This window comes from Acinetobacter defluvii (assembly GCF_001704615.3).
Classification (GTDB): Bacteria; Pseudomonadota; Gammaproteobacteria; order Pseudomonadales; family Moraxellaceae; genus Acinetobacter; species Acinetobacter defluvii.
Genome location: NZ_CP029397.2, coordinates 418,377 through 435,434, shown reverse-complemented (window position 1 = coordinate 435,434; position 17,058 = coordinate 418,377). Strand labels below are relative to the sequence as shown.

The window sequence follows — 17,058 nt, the reverse complement described above, 5'->3', positions numbered from 1 at the left end:
TTCAATGGAACTAATTAGTCACCATTTTTCAGTTCAATGTTGATACCTAAAGAACGGATCTCTTTGGTCAATACGTTGAACGATTCAGGCATACCTGGGTCCATATAATGGTTACCATCTACAATATTCTTATAGATACGGGTACGACCTTCAACGTCATCCGACTTCACAGTAAGCATTTCTTGAAGTGTATAAGCAGCACCATAAGCCTCAAGTGCCCAAACCTCCATCTCACCGAAACGCTGACCACCGAATTGAGCTTTACCGCCCAATGGTTGTTGTGTAACAAGAGAGTAAGAACCTGTAGAACGCGCATGCATTTTGTCATCAACCAAGTGGTTCAACTTCAGCATATACATGTAACCAACAGTTACTGGACGGTCAAATTGCTCACCTGTACGACCATCATACAATACAGTTTGACCTGTACGTGAAATATTCGCAAGTTCAAGTAAGTCTTTGATTTGACCTTCTTCAGCACCATCAAATACTGGAGTCGCTAAAGGTACACCTTTACGTAAGTTACCTGACAATACCAAGATTTCTTCATCAGTTAAGCTATCAAGATCTTCTTGCTCGCCACCCACTTTGTTATAAATCTTGTCTAAGAACTCACGTAACTCAAGGATCGTACGTTGTTCTTGTAACATCTTGTCAATCTTGTCACCAAGACCTTTGGCAGCCATACCTAAGTGCGTTTCAAGAATCTGACCCACGTTCATACGAGATGGTACGCCAAGCGGGTTCAATACGATATCTACAGGTACACCGTTTGCATCATGTGGCATATCTTCGACAGGCAAGATGTTTGATACAACACCTTTGTTCCCGTGACGACCCGCCATTTTATCACCCGGTTGGATACGACGTTTCACAGCCAAGTACACTTTCACAACTTTCAATACGCCAGTTGTAAGCTCATCACCAGTCGAAAGTTTGCGTTTTTTCTCAGCAAACTTCTCATCAATTTCAAGACTCTTCTCTTTTAAGAATACTTGAATTTGCGTTAAACGCTCTGCAATAGCTTCGTCAACAGGCTGAATTTCAAGAAGATCAACAAGCTCTAAACTAGACAATAAATCTTCAGTGATTTTTTGACCACGTTTAGTGGTACCGCCACCATTTGACTCTTGACCATTCAACAAACGAACAATACGTTCGCGTGCTGCTTCTTCAAAGATTTTGTATTCTTCTTTCAAGTCTTTACGATAAGCATCAAGTTGTGCTTTCTCAATCGCTTGAGCACGCTCATCTTTCTCAATACCATCACGAGTGAAGACTTGAACATCGATAACAGTACCTTTCACACCAGAAGATACACGTAAAGATGAATCTTTTACGTCAGCCGCTTTTTCACCAAAGATTGCACGAAGCAATTTTTCTTCAGGTGTTAATTGCGTTTCACCTTTTGGTGTTACTTTACCTACAAGGATATCGCCTGCGGTAACTTCAGCACCGATGTAAACAATCCCTGATTCGTCAAGTTTAGACAGCGCTGCTTCACCTACGTTAGGAATATCGGCAGTGATTTCTTCTGCACCTAGCTTGGTATCACGTGCAACACATGACAATTCTTGAATGTGAATCGAGGTTAAACGGTCTTCTTGGAGGACACGTTCAGATAATAAGATCGAGTCTTCGTAGTTATAACCATTCCAAGTCATAAATGCGACACGCATGTTTTGACCAAGTGCTAACTCACCACCATCAGTCGATGGACCATCAGCCAGTACATCACCACGACCTACTTTATCACCAAGGCTTACAAGCACTTTTTGGTTAATACAGGTGTTTTGATTTGAGCGGGTGTATTTAATCAAGTTATAGATATCTACACCTGCTTCACCTGCGATCATTTCGTCTTCATTTACACGAATTACCACACGAGAAGCATCCACGTACTCTATACGTCCGCCACGTTTTGCAATCACACATACACCAGAGTCATGCGCTACGTTTGCTTCCATACCCGTACCAACAAGTGGTTTGTCAGCAAGTAAGGTAGGAACAGCCTGACGTTGCATGTTTGAACCCATCAATGCACGGTTGGCATCATCGTGTTCAAGGAATGGAATCAATGATGCTGCTACAGATACAACTTGCTGCGCAGAAACATCCATATGCGTCACTTTTTCAGGAGGCATACGAACAAAATCACCTTGATGACGTACAGATACGAACTCTTCTTGTAAGTTGCCATCTTGATCTACAATGGAGTCGGCTTGTGCAATGACAGTCCCTACTTCTTCAATCGCAGATAAATATTCAACGTCATCTGTTACACGACCATCGACCACTTTACGATATGGTGTTTCCAAGAAACCGAAATTATTACATTTCGCATAAACGGATAGTGAGTTGATCAAACCAATGTTTGGACCCTCAGGAGTCTCAATTGGACATACACGACCATAGTGAGTTTGATGTACGTCACGTACCTCAAAGCCCGCACGTTCACGTGTTAAACCACCAGGACCGAGTGCTGATACACGACGCTTGTGTGTAATTTCAGACAATGGGTTGTTTTGATCCATGAACTGAGACAATTGGCTTGAACCAAAGAATTCTTTGATCGCAGCAGCAACTGGTTTGGCATTGATCAAATCTTGTGGTGACAAATTATCTGTTTCAGCTTGGCTTAAACGTTCTTTTACAGCACGCTCAACACGAACAAGACCTACACGGAATTGGTTTTCTGTCATTTCACCAACAGAACGCACACGACGGTTACCTAAATGGTCAATATCGTCGACTTCGCCTTTACCGTTACGGATTTCAACCAATGTTTTTAATACATCAGTGATATCTTCGTTCGATAAGATACCTTCAACTTCACGTGATTTTTGGTCAGTACCCACTTCATATGGACGACCTAAACGACGATTAAACTTCATACGACCCACTGGCGACAAATCATAACGCTCAGTTGAGAAGAATAAGTTATTGAATAGATTCTCAGCCGCTTCTTTTGTTGGTGGCTCGCCTGGACGCATCACTTTATAGATTTCAACAAGTGCTTCTTCACGACCTGTTGTTGTATCTGCACGTAAAGTATCTGCAACGAATGGACCACGGTCGATATCATTGGTATACAATACGTTAAATTGTTTAACGCCGCCTTCAGCGATTTTTACCATCACTTCATGACTAAGCACTGTATTTGCTGCAATCACTTCACCATCATGCAAAGTAATGTCTTGTGCAACAATACGCTCATACAAGTATTCATCAGGAACAGGGAGCTTAGTTAAACCTGCTGCTTCCATTTGACGTACATGACGTGCATTAATACGCTTGCCCTGTTCAACGATCGCTTTGCCATCATTATCAAGGATATCAAATTGTGCCATTTCACCACGTAGGCGCTCTGGAACAAGGTCAATTTGATAGCTGCCCATATCAAGATATACCGGAACTTTCTCATAGAACATGTCTAGAATTTGTTCATTAGTATAATTCAAGGCACGTAAAACCACAGTCGCAAGCAATTTACGACGACGGTCAATACGGACATAAACTAAATCTTTCGCATCAAATTCAAAGTCTAACCATGAACCACGATAAGGAATAATACGTGCTGAATACAACACTTTACCGCTTGAATGGGTTTTACCTTTATCATGGTCAAAGAATACACCTGGTGAACGATGTAACTGAGATACGATTACACGCTCAGTCCCGTTAATCACAAATGTACCGTTCTCAGTCATGAGTGGCATTTCACCCATGTACACTTCTTGCTCACGAACGTCTTTGATTGATTTCGTTTCACGATCTTTAATGATCAAACGAATTTTTACGCGCATTGGTGCCGCATAAGTTGAGCCGCGAAGAATACATTCACGCACATCAAACTCAGGTTTACCAAGGCTATACTCAACGAATTCTAAAGCAGCATTGCCAGAATAACTTTCTATTGGAAACACTGAACGAAATGCGGCTTGGAGACCGATATCTTCGCGGTTTTTTGGAGTTTTGCCATCTTGTAAGAATGTTCTGTACGAGTCGACTTGGATCGCGAGCAGGTACGGAGCATCCATAACTTGGGGCAATTTACCAAAATTCTTACGGATCCGTTTCTTTTCGGTATATGAGTATGCCATCTGGAGTCCTCGGAAAGTAAACTAAACCCGCCTGCAGAACGGATTTAGAAGGAATTACGCAGGTCGATATGACCACCACCTTTTACAAATGCTGCAATTTTCAGTGGTATAAAACGCTTAACAATATTTTTAAAATGGAAAAATATTGTTAAGCGTTTGATTTTATTTGCTTATTTTTAAAATTGATGATTTTTATATCATTCAATCCAAAATCGAGCCGATTATTGTAACGCAAAAAGGCTGATAGCCCAAGAGCTATCAGCCAATTTGTGGAGTCGATTTTTAAATAATCGACTCCCTAAGCGATTACTTAAGTTTAACTTCAGCACCAGCTTCTTCAAGTTTTTTCTTAAGTTCTTCAGCTTCTTCTTTAGAAACGCCTTCTTTAATTGCAGAAGGAGCGCCTTCAACAAGATCTTTCGCTTCTTTAAGACCAAGACCAGTTGCTTCACGAACTGCTTTAATTACAGCAACTTTGTTCGCACCGAAGCTAGCAAGTTCAACTGTGAATTCTGATTGCTCTTCAGCAGCAGCAGCACCAGCACCTGGAGCAGCAGCTACAGCTACAGCAGCAGCAGATACATTGAATTTTTCTTCGAAAGCAGAAATTAATTCAACAAGTTCAAGAACAGTTTTTTCAGCAACTGCGTTTAGGATTTCTTCGTTAGTTAAAGCCATGAGAGTAACTCCAAATGGATATTGAATGGTGTGTAAATAGATTTAAGCTTATGCAGCTTCTGACTCGTTTTTCTCTTTGAGCGCTGTAATAAGGCGACCCAATTTCGAAATAGGAGCTTGAAGAACGTTTGCAAGCATAGTAAGCGCTTTTTCTTGGTTTGGAAGATTCGCAATCACGCTAACTTCAGCACCTTGATAAACTTTGCCATCAAATGCAGCAGCTTTAAGTTCAAATGCTTTGTTCGTTTTAGCGAATTCTTCAAACAAGCGTGCAGCTGCACCCATGTCATCTTCAGAAGTCGAGAAAGCTAAGATTGTTGGACCAACAAGGTTGTCGCTCAAGATATTAAATTGAGTATCTTGAAGCGCACGTTTCGCCAAAGTATTACGTACAACACGTGTAGCAACACCAAGTTTACGCGCTTCAACACGAAGAGCAGTTAATTGCTCAACAGTTAAACCTTGATAGTCAGCAACAACAGCAGCATACGCAGTTGAAGCAACTTCAGTTACTTCCGCTACGATCTGTTTTTTGTCTTCGATAAGAAGAGCCATTGTAAAACCTCCTAACGGTGATTTATGCATCTACAAAAGATGATGCACTCCCAATTCGTAAATCTTTCGATTTACACGCGGAGGATGAACAAATCACACCACCGCGTCTACTCAGACTGGATTTTTAAGAAGTCACTTCGAAAAGCGACCTCGCCTGAGGTCTTTGACGCTGATAAATATTTATTTATCAATTCAAAGTTCGCCTAAGCTTGCAAAATACGACAGAGCGTTTCTTGCGCAAAATTCAAAGTAGCACTTTGACTTCTACTCAGGGCTTTAAAATTCTTTTATCTCGTCAAATAAGCCAAAACTTATTTAGAAACGTTTGTTACATCAATTGTAAGACCAGGACCCATAGTTGAGCTCAAAGTGATCTTTTGAATGTAGATACCTTTAGAAGTTGCTGGTTTTGCTTTCTTAAGGTCAGCAACAAGTGCTTCAACGTTTGAACGAACAGCTTCAGCAGTAAAACCAACTTGACCGATCGCAGCGTGAATGATACCCGCTTTGTCTACACGGTAACGCGCTTGACCCGCTTTCGCATTTTTAACAGCGTTTGCTACGTCAGGAGTTACAGTACCCACTTTAGGGTTTGGCATTAAGCCACGTGGACCAAGAATCGTACCCAATTTACCAACAACACGCATTGCGTCAGGCGCAGCAATGACTACGTCGAAATCAAGGTTACCCGCTTGGATACTTTCAGCAAGATCATCAAAACCAACAACGTCTGCACCTTCAGCTTTAGCAGCTTCAGCAGCAGCACCTTGTGCAAACACAGCAACACGTACAGTTTTACCAGTACCTGCAGGAAGTGTAGTCGCGCCACGAACAACTTGGTCAGATTTACGAGGATCAACACCTAGATTTACAGCGATATCCAAAGATTCTTTGAATTTTACTGCAGGAAGGCCGTTAAGAACTGCAACTGCTTCTTCCAAAGTGTAAACTTTGTTTGCTTCAATAGCAGCAACAATGGCTTTTTGACGTTTAGTTAACTTTGCCATGTCTTATAGCTCCACTTCCAAGCCCATAGAACGTGCAGAACCAGCGATGGTACGAACACGTGCGTCTAAATCAGCACCAGTTAAATCTGGTTCTTTAGTAGTCGCAATTTCTTCCAATTGAGCACGAGTCAACTTACCAACTTTAGTTTTGTTAGGTACAGCTGAACCTTTTTGGATACCCGCAGCTTTCTTAAGAAGAATCGCAGCAGGTGGAGTTTTCATGATGAATGTGAACGATTTATCGTTGTACACAGTAATCACAACTGGAATTGGCAGACCAGCTTCAACTTTTTGTGTTGCAGCATTGAATTCTTTACAGAATGCCATGATGTTCACACCACGTTGACCTAGTGCAGGACCAATCGGTGGAGATGGATTCGCTTTACCAGCTGGAACTTGCAGCTTGATATAGCCGTCAATCTTCTTAGCCATTATCTATTACCTCTGGGTAGTAACGCCGCTAGGCTCCCCATTTATTCACACAACAAACAGTTTGTTGCGATAATAACAATGCCCGATTAAATCGGGCGCTTTTCAACCACTGAGAGTTAAATTGTTTTTTCGACTTGGCGAAATTCCAATTCCACTTGCGTTGGTCGATTAAACACGTTAATCGTTAAGGTTAAACGTGATTTATCGTATATAACTTCTTCCACCACACCCTTAAAGTCTGTGAATGGACCGTCAATCACCAATAATTCTTCGCCTGGCTCAAACATCGTCTTAGGACGTGGTGCTTCACCCGTATTGCGTACACGTGCAAGAATCGCATCAGCTTCTTTTTGCGTAATCGGTGCAGGTTTTTCTGCTGTACCACCGATGAAACCTAATACTTTTGGACATTCTTTCACGATATGCCAAGTCTCATCATTCATTTCCATTTCAACTAATACATAGCCCGGAAAGAATTTACGCTCTGATTTACGTTTCTTACCATCCTTCATTTCCACTACTTCTTCAGTAGGGACAAGAACTTCACCAAAGCTATCAGCAACAGCGCTACGCTGGATTCGATCATTAAGTGAACGCATCACTTGTTTTTCATAACCAGAATAGGCATGAATAATGTACCAACGTTTCATAGCTCTCTTACCCGATAATAAACTTCATAAACCAACCAATGATGTAGTCAAAACACCACAGAATGATTGCAGCAACTACTACTACCAGCAGGACTTGCCATGAAGTTGTGACTGTTTCATGTTTCGTCGGCCAAGTCACTCGACGTAATTCTAATCGAGCATCTTTCAACAAACGAACAAAGCCTTTGCCTTGATGGGTGGCGTATAATAAACCTAAAGCCACTACGATACAAGCTATAATTACCCCAATACGCACCCAAATACTATTTGCAGGCGCCCAATATGCAGGTAAAAACTGATTTACCAACATTGCACCGACCAACAATACCAATGCGACAATCCATAACACCACATCAAATGGTGTACCAGAACTGACTACTTCAGCAGGGTTATTTCTTTGAGGAATTGGCGCGCCGCCCATTGCGTCACGCGATTTATCATTCGACATTCTTTTACTCGTCGTAGGATTCGCGACTTATTATATGACCAGATCAGTCGGCATCAAGCTTTTTATTTAAAAAATATGGCAGGTCAGGAGGGACTCGAACCCCCAACATTCGGTTTTGGAGACCGACGCTCTACCAATTGAACTACTGACCTATAATACAAACCGAGAATCGTAATCCTCGGTTTGAGATATAATGATTATGCAGTAACTTTAGAAACTACACCAGCACCTACTGTACGACCACCTTCACGAATCGCGAAACGTAGACCTGGGTCCATTGCGATTGGGTGGATCAATTCTACTGACATTTCAACGTTGTCACCAGGCATTACCATTTCAACGCCTTCTTTCAACTGGATTGCACCAGTTACGTCAGTTGTACGGAAATAGAATTGTGGACGGTAACCGTTAAGGAATGGTGTATGGCGACCACCTTCGTCTTTAGAAAGTACATATACTTCTGCGTCGAATTTAGTGTGTGGTTTGATTGAACCTGGTTTAGCCAATACTTGACCACGTTGTACGTCTTCACGTTTAGTACCACGTAGAAGAATACCACAGTTCTCACCCGCACGACCTTCGTCAAGAAGTTTACGGAACATTTCAACGCCAGTTACAGTTGTTTTAACCGTGTCTTTGATACCTACGATTTCAACTTCTTCGCCTACTTTCACAATACCTGATTCAACACGACCAGTGACTACTGTACCACGACCAGAGATAGAGAATACGTCCTCGATTGGCATTAAGAATGCTTTATCGATCGCACGTTCTGGTTCTGGGATGTAAGTGTCAAGTGCTTCAACAAGTTGAAGAACAGCTGGAACACCGTATTGACCGTCTTCACCGTTAAGTGCAGCTAAAGCTGAACCACGGATCACCGGAGTGTCATCACCCGGGAAGTCATAAGTAGAAAGAAGTTCACGAACTTCCATTTCAACCAATTCGATTAACTCTTCATCATCAACGATGTCACATTTGTTTAAGAAAACAATAATGTAAGGTACACCTACTTGACGAGAAAGAAGGATGTGTTCACGAGTTTGTGGCATTGGACCATCAGTCGCTGAACATACAAGGATCGCGCCATCCATTTGAGCAGCACCTGTGATCATGTTTTTAACATAATCGGCGTGTCCTGGGCAGTCTACGTGTGCATAGTGACGGATTGGAGAGTCGTATTCTACGTGAGACGTATTAATTGTAATACCACGTGCTTTTTCTTCTGGTGCAGAGTCAATTGCAGCGTAATCTTTCGCTTCACCGCCAAAAGTTTTTGCACATACAGTTGCAATTGCAGCTGTTAAAGTTGTTTTACCATGGTCAACGTGACCGATTGTGCCCACGTTTACGTGTGGCTTATTACGTTCAAACTTAGCCTTAGCCATGTTTATTTTCCTCGTTTACGTCGAACACAGTTCTAAATACAACCCATCGACATATTGTCTAAAAACCAGACACCCAATACTTGAAAAGCAGACTAATAAGCCTGCTTTTTAAAAATTTTTGTAGATTTCAATCTACTAAACTGTAATCTGGAGCTCTTATCGAGATTTGAACTCGAGACCTCTCCCTTACCAAGGGAGTGCTCTACCACTGAGCTATAAGAGCAATCATCTTCGATTGGAGCGGGAGACGAGGGTCGAACTCGCGACATGTAGCTTGGAAGGCTACCGCTCTACCAACTGAGCTACTCCCGCTTAATGTTGGTATAAACCACTTCAATCAAAGTTAATGGTGGTGAGGGAAGGATTCGAACCTTCGAAACTTTCGTGGCAGAGTTACAGTCTGCTCCCTTTGACCGCTCGGGAACCTCACCAATTACACTTACTTTCAGTGCTGAACCTTTACTACTATATCACAAAACTTTAAGATGGTGCCGGCACACGGATTCGAACTGTGGACCTACTGATTACAAGTCAGTTGCTCTACCAACTGAGCTATGCCGGCGTTTCTTTTGTTTCGTACGTTTCGTATCGGAACGGTGTGCAGTTTAGCAAAAACAAAAATCCTTGCAAGTGTTTTTTTAAAAAAAATTGCGAAAAACCTATAAAATCAATCCATTTGATGATAATTCAACCGCTTTGATCACTGCACGAGCTTTTATTTGGGTTTCATTCCACTCAGATTCGGGATTTGAGTCATAAACTAAGCCAGCTCCAGCCTGTACATAGACCTTATTTTCACGAATTACGCAGGTACGGATCGCAATCGACATGTCCATTTCACCATGCCAGCCTAAATAACCAACAGCACCACCAAAAATTCCACGTTTTACAGGTTCAACTTCGTCAATAATTTCCATTGCACGGATTTTAGGTGCGCCTGAAAGTGTTCCAGCAGGGAAAGTTGCTTTAAAAACATCCAAAGCATCGACATCATCCAACACTTCTCCTTGCACATTCGAAACAATATGCATGACATGCGAGTAACGTTCGATCACCATTTGATCAGTCACTTTGACTTTGCCAATTTTTGAGACACGACCAACGTCATTACGCCCCAAATCAATCAACATTAAATGTTCTGCGATTTCTTTTTCATCAGAAAGTAAATCTTGCTCAAGTGCCAAATCTTCTTCTTTGGTTTTTCCACGTGGGCGTGTACCTGCAAGTGGTCTTACTGTGGCAATACCATTTTCCAAACGGGATAAAATTTCTGGTGACGAACCGACTATATGGAAGGGTTGATTATTTTCTAAAGTCTGCCCTTGTACTAAGAATAAATAGGGTGATGGGTTTAAATGACGCAATGCACGGTAAACTTGTAAAGGCTCACCATCGAAATCCGATACCATGCGATGCCCAGGTACCACTTGCATGACATCGCCTGCACGAATGTATTCTTTGACTTTTTCAATCGAAGCCAAATAACGTTCTTTGCCTGTTAAGGATTCAAAGTGTGGTGCTGTGTGTGTTTTGGCTTGTAAGCTAATCGGTGTTGCCAGCAAAGCTTCTAATTCATCTAATTGTTGCTGTGCTTTTGTATACGCTTCTGCATCATGAACATCTGCATGCACAATTAAAAATAAGGTGTCTTTTAGGTTATCAAATACGATTACTGTTTTAGACAACATCATCCATAGATCAGGCAGCCCTACAGGGTCAGCTTCAGGCATATTGCTTAAACGGGGCTCAATATAGCGCACAGAATCATAACCAAAGTACCCCACCAATCCCCCTGTGAATTTTGGCAACACTGGAATTAAATCATGTGATGGCACTTTAAACTGCGCTTGAAAATCTCGAATGTATTGAAATGGGTCTGAGCAAGCTTGTTGGCTCAACTCACCATTGGCATGTTGAATAGTTAGTTGTCCTGCATTACAAGAGAAAACTGTTGATTCGCCTAAACCAATGATTGAATAGCGTGCCCAATTCTCACCACCCTCTACAGATTCAAATAAATACGCTTGTTTATGATCTTTTATTCGTGCAAACACAGATAGTGGTGTATCTGTATCTGCAAGGCGTTGGCGATAGATAGGAATCAGGTTGTAGCCTGCCGTTTTTAATTGCTCAAATTGATTGAATGTAGTCATCAGGAAATTTTCTCTTTTTCGATTTTACTAAGTTGATTGAAATATGGATTGCACTTAGTGTCGCCATCGAAAAACTTGTTTACTGTTCATTCCTCTTTCCTTTTCATCAATTTATTTTTGCAGGCTCTAGTGTAAGGAGTCACATGATTTTAAGCGAATAATTCCATGACATTATCAATCACTTGTTGTGGCTGACACAATTGAATATCTTCACCATGATTATAGCCATAGCTGAGCACAACACAATCAACCTGCGCACGACGTGCAGCCTCGACATCATTACTTGAATCACCAATCATTAAGGTTTTTTCAGCCGATGATTGATAGCGCTCTATGCAGTAGTTTAACTGTATCGGATCAGGCTTCCGTCGATCAAAGCGATCCCCACCGACCACATCTACAAAGTAATGATCCATCTGTAGTATTTCTAAAATTTTTCGTGCAGGTTGCTCGGGCTTATTGGTCACACAAATCAGTTTCTTATTATTTTGTATTCCCCATTGTAAAAATTCTAAAACACCAGGAAAGGGTTTCGTGTCCACACAAGGATCAGCATTATAAATCTCTAAAAATGTCGCCAAAAGCTGTTGCTGTAAACTTGGATCAACCTCCCCTTTTAAGTAGCGCAAAGTGCTTTCACAAAACAATGCTGTACCTTTTCCAATCCAAATACGCACTTGCGCTTCTGTGACCAAAGGCAATCCTAAACGCTCTAAACTCAGATTCATTGCTCGATATAAGTCAAAGGCAGAGTCAACCAACGTGCCATCCAAATCAAATAAAATAAGTTCTCGTTGATCCAACTTTGCAACATTCATACTTTACATCCAATGATCACTGATAAAACAAAGGCATGCGATTGCATGCCTTGATTGTAAATCGAAAACAAGGCTTATTTAAAAAATAGCCAAGCTATCACTGCTAGAATCACCAAAGCAATGATGGTAATTAAACCGATTTGTGCATTTTTTTGCGTTTCAGCTTCTTTCTCTACACAAACATCAGGTGTTTTAATATCACATGCTTCTGGTGTGCTTGGTGCATGAATATCCACATCTTTTGGAATTGGTGCAGGTTTTGGCACACCGATATGGGTTGGCATACCATCACGAGAGAGTTGAACATTCTCATCTCGTGCAGAAAGCTCAGACATACCTTGCTCATTCATTTGTTGTGCAGCTGTCTTTTCTACATCTTTTTGGTCAATTTCTGAAGTCGCAATCGCTTCTACAGGTTGTATAATTTCTTCTACAACGTCTGGAACAACAACGGTTGATGCCTGTTCAGGCATCACCTCTGCTTGTACAGCAGGAGCATAGACATGAAACTTTAAACTGGCAAATTGAACAATATCATTATCTTTTAATAGTTTTTGATCATCGACACGAACATCATTTACAAATGTACCATTGGATGATTTCAAATCTTGAACCCAAAGTGCATCATCTTTTACTAAAAAAGCAGCATGGCGGCGAGATACTTCAGCCGATTGCAATTGAATTTCTGCATCTTGATGACGACCCACCAACATATCTTTGTTAATGAGGACTTCTTTGCCTTCAAGTTCTGCGCTAATTGCCTTTAATTTCCAAGTCATGATGATCTTCTCATTCTGATTCAAAAACATATTAACATGTGAAATTCAGTTTTTAATAGTACTAACAACCGCACATCACACTGAATCCCACATCATTCCTATATAAAAACTAGTTGCGCTAGAATTTAATTGATCTTTTGTTGCTGAATTTGTGACTGATCTTCCGCTACTGGTGTTGTCACAGCTTGATTTTTACCACCAGAAGGCACTTGCTGATAATTTTGTGGCGCAGGTGCAGGCTGCACTATCTTTGGCTGAGCTTGAGAGTTTGAGGTAAAGGGTAAACGCTGTTGATAGATATCTTCAACTTGAGCAGGCAATTTAGCAAAGTTGCCATCTTTATCCATCGCCAATTGCAAACCATATACTTGATCATAACGCTGCTGCGTTAAACGACGCATATCATTATTGTCATCCACGATGGTTGGATGAATAAAGATCAACAAATTGCGTTTTTGATTGTTGTTATTGTCCGATCGAAATAAACGCCCTAAGCCCGGAATCGCCCCTAAGAAGGGTACAGACTGACGACCTACTGTAGTGTCATCTGAAATTAACCCACCCAAAACGACTGTTTGCCCATGGTCTGCCAATACCGTGGTTTTAATCGCACGCTTACTGGTCACCAAATCTGCTGCTTGACCACGATTATTTTTAACATCAGAAACCTCTTGCTCAACAGCTAGACGCACTGAACCACCCTCTCCGATTTGTGGCGTCACTTTTAAGGTAATCCCGACATCTTTACGTTCAATTGAAGTATAAGGATTTGCAGTACCTCCCGTTGTACTCACCGAACCTGTAACAAAAGGAACGTTTTCACCCACTACGATATAGGCTTCTTCATTGTCCATGGTTACAATAGAGGGAGTAGACAATAGATTAGACTTGGTCTTCTGTTTTAAGGCTTGGATCATCGCACCATAGAGTTTACGTGAACCATTTGCCCCTTCTTTATAGTCACCTAAGATTAAAGATGTACCTGCACCTTGATTACTATTTCCAGCCATTGCAGCACCAATCCCTGCCGCGCCACCTGTTAAATAACCTGCTGCAAGATTTGCCAAACTTGAACCCACATTAGAGAAGTTAATCAAGCCTACACCCGTACTCAAATCTCCCATCGCCCACTGTACACCGAGTTGATCGGTATCACTCCCTTCAATTTCAATAATCGCAGCTTCAATCAAAACTTGTTGACGACGCAGATCTAATTGTTGAATCGCAGTATCAATTTCACGCATAAGTTGCGGTTCAGCTTTTACGATCAGTGCATTTTGGGTACTGTCCGCAATAATACTGACACCATTGGCATTAAAACTACTGATATTGTTTTGGTTGTTATTGGATGAATTACTATTTAAATTAATTGATGAACCTGTAGTACTTGATCCACTTGATGTATTACTGATCGAAGAGCCGCTACTACTGCTATTGGTTAAGCTACTCATTGAAGTATTGCTTGTGCCATTATTATTGTTAGTGCTTGAATTAACTGCTTGTCCTGTGACAAGACCTTGTAAAATTTCAGACAGATTTTTAGCGTTGGCATATTTTAATTTGAATACTTTTAATCCGCCTAACAGATCTGCTGAAGGTACATCCAGCATTTCTACCATATGACGTAAACGCTTACGTGAAGTTGGATCACCTTTTAAGATAATACGATTGGTGCGTTTATCCGCAATAATTCGCACCCGAGAACCTGCAAAATCTTTTGAAGCACCTGTGGCTGCCATAGAGTCGAGTAAAGTAATAATTTCCTCTGCTTGGCTAGACTGCAAAGTAATTGCTTCAATATCATTTTGCCCCGTACCATCTAAGTTACGGATAATGGTTTCAATTTGATAAATATTACTAGCACGATCTGAAACGATTAAAGCATTCGTCCCTTGAATCGCTGCCATATGTGCAAATTGTGGCATTAAAGGACGTAATGCTGGAATCAAATCATTGGGGTTGGTATTTTCAAGCCAAATCACCCGTGTCACGATCTGATCGCCTCGTGCATTATTACGAGGATCATACTGTACACTTGAGTTACGGATATTACTGTCTGGAATTAGGCGAATGGTGTTGCCTGAAGGCACAGCCACCACACCATTGACATTCAACACACCTAAAAATAAGTCATAGACTTCATTTTTATTTAATGGCTTGTTTGAAATCACAGTCACATTGCCACGTACACGAGGATCAACTGCAAAGTTTTTACCTGTGATGTCCGCAACTTCATTAATAAAAGCTGTTAAATCCGCATCACGTAAGTTGATTTTCCACGTTTGTGCATAGCTTGCCGTACTGATAACCGTCATTAAAGGAGCAGCAGCTACGAGAGCCCAGACTGGTCGATGATTCAAAAAAGCCATAACTTATTATCTTTCCTAGTTCTATTTGTAGTTCTGATCACTTACAAACTTTGCTGAATGGTCATCACCTGATCACCACGCTTAATTTCGATTCGTACTTTGCCATCGCGTTTTGCTTGTTCTAGCAGTTGTACATCACTTTGTCCTTGACCTACAGGCTGCCCATTTAAAGAAATAATGCGATCACCTGATCTTAAGCCTAATTTATTACGGAGTGCTGAAGGGGTTTGGTCTGTAACCTCATATCCCTGCCCACCTTGCGTATTGACACCCATATTTTTTAGATATTGATCTTTGTCTTGATTCATTTTCTCAATTGCTTGCGTCAGTGCAGTTTGACTATTACTTGGCGAAGACTCTTGGGTAGGCTGCGCTTGTTGTTGTAGTGGTGCGACACCTGCCGAAGCTGTTGGATTTGGCTCAATCGGCTGATACAAATTACCTAAGCTATTAAATTTCAACTCTCGTGTTGCACCGCTAGCTTGACGTAAAATAACCCGATCCCAATACACTTCCGATAATTGATAACCACTATTTTCAATCTCTTGCCCTACCACAAAACGATCAGCCACTTCATTCACCTTGATCACGGCGGAAGAATTACGGCTTGGATAACCCACCACAACCCCTTGGAGCTGCATAGGAATAGTCTCATCTGCTTGTGCTTGGCTTTGATTCGCTTCATAAAACAGCGCAAAACTTGAAATATTCGGGACTTGGGGTTGTTGTGCCCCTAACTGTACGGTTTCAGGCTGCATCACTTGCGGTGGTGCAATTGTCCACCAAAACATAGCTGCTAATTTCCAACATAACGCCAAAATAAGCAACAACAAAACCACAGGTGCAAGATGATCTAGTTTTTTCCAAGAAATGTGTTCAAATTGTTGTTTAATATTCATCGTTATACCCCACCTTGCAACAAGGGTTGACGACTACTAATCACATAGGTATCCAAACCCGCTTTACCATCATAAGACGGAACATTCAACAAAAAGCGCTGTGTTAATTGGACATCTAACATCATACTGGGATCAAGCGTCAGATTAACCATTTTCTGGCTACGTTGATCTTGGATATCAAAAATAAGTTTTCCAGCTTCATCTTTCAACTGACCATTCAGTGACGGCATATTCATACGATCTTGACGTTGTGCATAGGTGTAAATGAGTTCACCCCCTGCCCATTGTAACTGCCCATCACTATCACTAAAGCCTATGTCTTTTTTAAATTTAAAACTGACATCTTTAAGTTGAATGGCATTGGTAGGCCATTGCCAATCCACAATAGTTTTTAACGTTTCAGGGGCGATTTGTCCTGTCATATTTTTAATCGTAATGCGTTTCCCCAAACCATATGCAGCAACTCCTTTGAGTTGTGTTTGTCCGCTATGGATTTCAATATTTGCACCCGCACGTAATAAAATTAAATCTAAAGGACGCGTGCGCCAAGTGATAGAACCGCGTAAATTGCCTTTATGCCAATCGGCTTGACCTTGCCAAATATTACCGCTGACGTTTTGTAAGCTTTGATTATTTTTATAAAATTTCGAAATTAACCATGTCGCTGGAACTTGTAACAATACAAAAACAAAAAAGGCAATGATGCCAATCATCCACCAAGTTAACTGTTTTGATTTTTTATTCATCTAGCCATACCAACATATTCATTTATTCTTCCA

General features: G+C 41.2%; 14 protein-coding genes and 5 tRNA genes. All 19 read right to left on the bottom strand.

The features are described from left to right. Positions 1 to 14: 14 nt before the first annotated feature. On the bottom strand, positions 15 to 4,103 hold the full coding sequence (gene rpoB, locus DJ533_RS04415; protein ID WP_065994000.1) for a DNA-directed RNA polymerase subunit beta: 4,089 nt from the start codon (positions 4,101 to 4,103) through the stop codon (positions 15 to 17). Between the two features lie 306 nt (positions 4,104 to 4,409). Then, on the bottom strand, positions 4,410 to 4,781 hold the full coding sequence (rplL, locus tag DJ533_RS04410) for a 50S ribosomal protein L7/L12 (protein WP_065993999.1): 372 nt from the start codon (positions 4,779 to 4,781) through the stop codon (positions 4,410 to 4,412). A 48-nt stretch (positions 4,782 to 4,829) separates the two neighbouring features. Next, positions 4,830 to 5,336: a 50S ribosomal protein L10 gene (gene rplJ, locus DJ533_RS04405; RefSeq protein WP_065993998.1), complete on the bottom strand. Its 507-nt coding sequence runs from the start codon at positions 5,334 to 5,336 to the stop codon at positions 4,830 to 4,832. A 311-nt stretch (positions 5,337 to 5,647) separates the two neighbouring features. Next, complete coding sequence (rplA, locus tag DJ533_RS04400) at positions 5,648 to 6,343, bottom strand: 50S ribosomal protein L1 (protein ID WP_065993997.1); 696 nt, start codon at positions 6,341 to 6,343, stop codon at positions 5,648 to 5,650. Positions 6,344 to 6,346: 3 nt separating this feature from the next. Further along, entirely contained in the window at positions 6,347 to 6,775 is a 429-nt protein-coding gene (gene rplK / locus DJ533_RS04395) for a 50S ribosomal protein L11 (RefSeq protein ID WP_004868049.1), read from the bottom strand. A 116-nt stretch (positions 6,776 to 6,891) separates the two neighbouring features. Then, positions 6,892 to 7,425 (bottom strand): transcription termination/antitermination protein NusG, encoded by a 534-nt coding sequence (gene nusG / locus DJ533_RS04390; RefSeq protein ID WP_065993996.1) that lies wholly within the window; start codon positions 7,423 to 7,425, stop codon positions 6,892 to 6,894. A 7-nt stretch (positions 7,426 to 7,432) separates the two neighbouring features. Then, entirely contained in the window at positions 7,433 to 7,873 is a 441-nt protein-coding gene (secE, locus tag DJ533_RS04385; RefSeq protein WP_065993995.1) for a preprotein translocase subunit SecE, read from the bottom strand. A gap of 76 nt (positions 7,874 to 7,949) precedes the next feature. After that, positions 7,950 to 8,025: transfer RNA gene (locus DJ533_RS04380), tRNA-Trp, on the bottom strand. A gap of 45 nt (positions 8,026 to 8,070) precedes the next feature. Further along, a complete protein-coding gene (gene tuf, locus DJ533_RS04375; RefSeq protein WP_065995613.1) occupies positions 8,071 to 9,261 on the bottom strand; it encodes an elongation factor Tu in 1,191 nt (396 codons plus the stop codon). A 148-nt stretch (positions 9,262 to 9,409) separates the two neighbouring features. Then, positions 9,410 to 9,484, bottom strand: a tRNA-Thr gene (locus tag DJ533_RS04370). A 13-nt stretch (positions 9,485 to 9,497) separates the two neighbouring features. Continuing rightward, positions 9,498 to 9,573: transfer RNA gene (locus tag DJ533_RS04365), tRNA-Gly, on the bottom strand. Between the two features lie 35 nt (positions 9,574 to 9,608). After that, positions 9,609 to 9,692: transfer RNA gene (locus DJ533_RS04360), tRNA-Tyr, on the bottom strand. A 55-nt stretch (positions 9,693 to 9,747) separates the two neighbouring features. After that, positions 9,748 to 9,823 (bottom strand) — tRNA-Thr (locus DJ533_RS04355). A gap of 97 nt (positions 9,824 to 9,920) precedes the next feature. Next, a complete protein-coding gene (trpE, locus tag DJ533_RS04350; protein ID WP_065995171.1) occupies positions 9,921 to 11,414 on the bottom strand; it encodes an anthranilate synthase component I in 1,494 nt (497 codons plus the stop codon). 149 nt (positions 11,415 to 11,563) lie between these two features. Then, entirely contained in the window at positions 11,564 to 12,232 is a 669-nt protein-coding gene (locus DJ533_RS04345; protein ID WP_065995170.1) for an HAD-IA family hydrolase, read from the bottom strand. A gap of 74 nt (positions 12,233 to 12,306) precedes the next feature. Next, positions 12,307 to 13,011, bottom strand: a complete 705-nt coding sequence (locus DJ533_RS04340; protein ID WP_065995169.1) for an FHA domain-containing protein — start codon at positions 13,009 to 13,011, stop codon at positions 12,307 to 12,309. 125 nt (positions 13,012 to 13,136) lie between these two features. Then, positions 13,137 to 15,380 carry a type II secretion system secretin GspD gene (gene gspD / locus DJ533_RS04335; RefSeq protein WP_065995168.1) on the bottom strand — a complete coding sequence of 748 codons (2,244 nt, stop codon included), beginning with the start codon at positions 15,378 to 15,380 and terminating at the stop codon, positions 13,137 to 13,139. A 41-nt stretch (positions 15,381 to 15,421) separates the two neighbouring features. Next, positions 15,422 to 16,279, bottom strand: a complete 858-nt coding sequence (locus DJ533_RS04330) for a type II secretion system protein N (RefSeq protein ID WP_065995167.1) — start codon at positions 16,277 to 16,279, stop codon at positions 15,422 to 15,424. A 2-nt stretch (positions 16,280 to 16,281) separates the two neighbouring features. Then, complete coding sequence (gene gspN / locus DJ533_RS04325; RefSeq protein WP_065995166.1) at positions 16,282 to 17,025, bottom strand: type II secretion system protein N; 744 nt, start codon at positions 17,023 to 17,025, stop codon at positions 16,282 to 16,284. Between the last annotated feature and the right edge of the window lie 33 nt (positions 17,026 to 17,058).

Coding starts and splice junctions, on each gene's coding strand:
- nusG (WP_065993996.1), bottom strand. CDS start 7,425: ATGAAACGTTGGTACATTATTCATGCCTATTCTGGTTATGAAAAACAA.
- DJ533_RS04345 (WP_065995170.1), bottom strand. CDS start 12,232: ATGAATGTTGCAAAGTTGGATCAACGAGAACTTATTTTATTTGATTTG.
- gspN (WP_065995166.1), bottom strand. CDS start 17,025: ATGAATAAAAAATCAAAACAGTTAACTTGGTGGATGATTGGCATCATT.
- rplL (WP_065993999.1), bottom strand. CDS start 4,781: ATGGCTTTAACTAACGAAGAAATCCTAAACGCAGTTGCTGAAAAAACT.
- rpoB (WP_065994000.1), bottom strand. CDS start 4,103: ATGGCATACTCATATACCGAAAAGAAACGGATCCGTAAGAATTTTGGT.
- rplJ (WP_065993998.1), bottom strand. CDS start 5,336: ATGGCTCTTCTTATCGAAGACAAAAAACAGATCGTAGCGGAAGTAACT.
- trpE (WP_065995171.1), bottom strand. CDS start 11,414: ATGACTACATTCAATCAATTTGAGCAATTAAAAACGGCAGGCTACAAC.
- gspD (WP_065995168.1), bottom strand. CDS start 15,380: ATGGCTTTTTTGAATCATCGACCAGTCTGGGCTCTCGTAGCTGCTGCT.
- rplK (WP_004868049.1), bottom strand. CDS start 6,775: ATGGCTAAGAAGATTGACGGCTATATCAAGCTGCAAGTTCCAGCTGGT.
- tuf (WP_065995613.1), bottom strand. CDS start 9,261: ATGGCTAAGGCTAAGTTTGAACGTAATAAGCCACACGTAAACGTGGGC.
- rplA (WP_065993997.1), bottom strand. CDS start 6,343: ATGGCAAAGTTAACTAAACGTCAAAAAGCCATTGTTGCTGCTATTGAA.
- secE (WP_065993995.1), bottom strand. CDS start 7,873: ATGTCGAATGATAAATCGCGTGACGCAATGGGCGGCGCGCCAATTCCT.
- DJ533_RS04330 (WP_065995167.1), bottom strand. CDS start 16,279: ATGAATATTAAACAACAATTTGAACACATTTCTTGGAAAAAACTAGAT.
- DJ533_RS04340 (WP_065995169.1), bottom strand. CDS start 13,011: ATGACTTGGAAATTAAAGGCAATTAGCGCAGAACTTGAAGGCAAAGAA.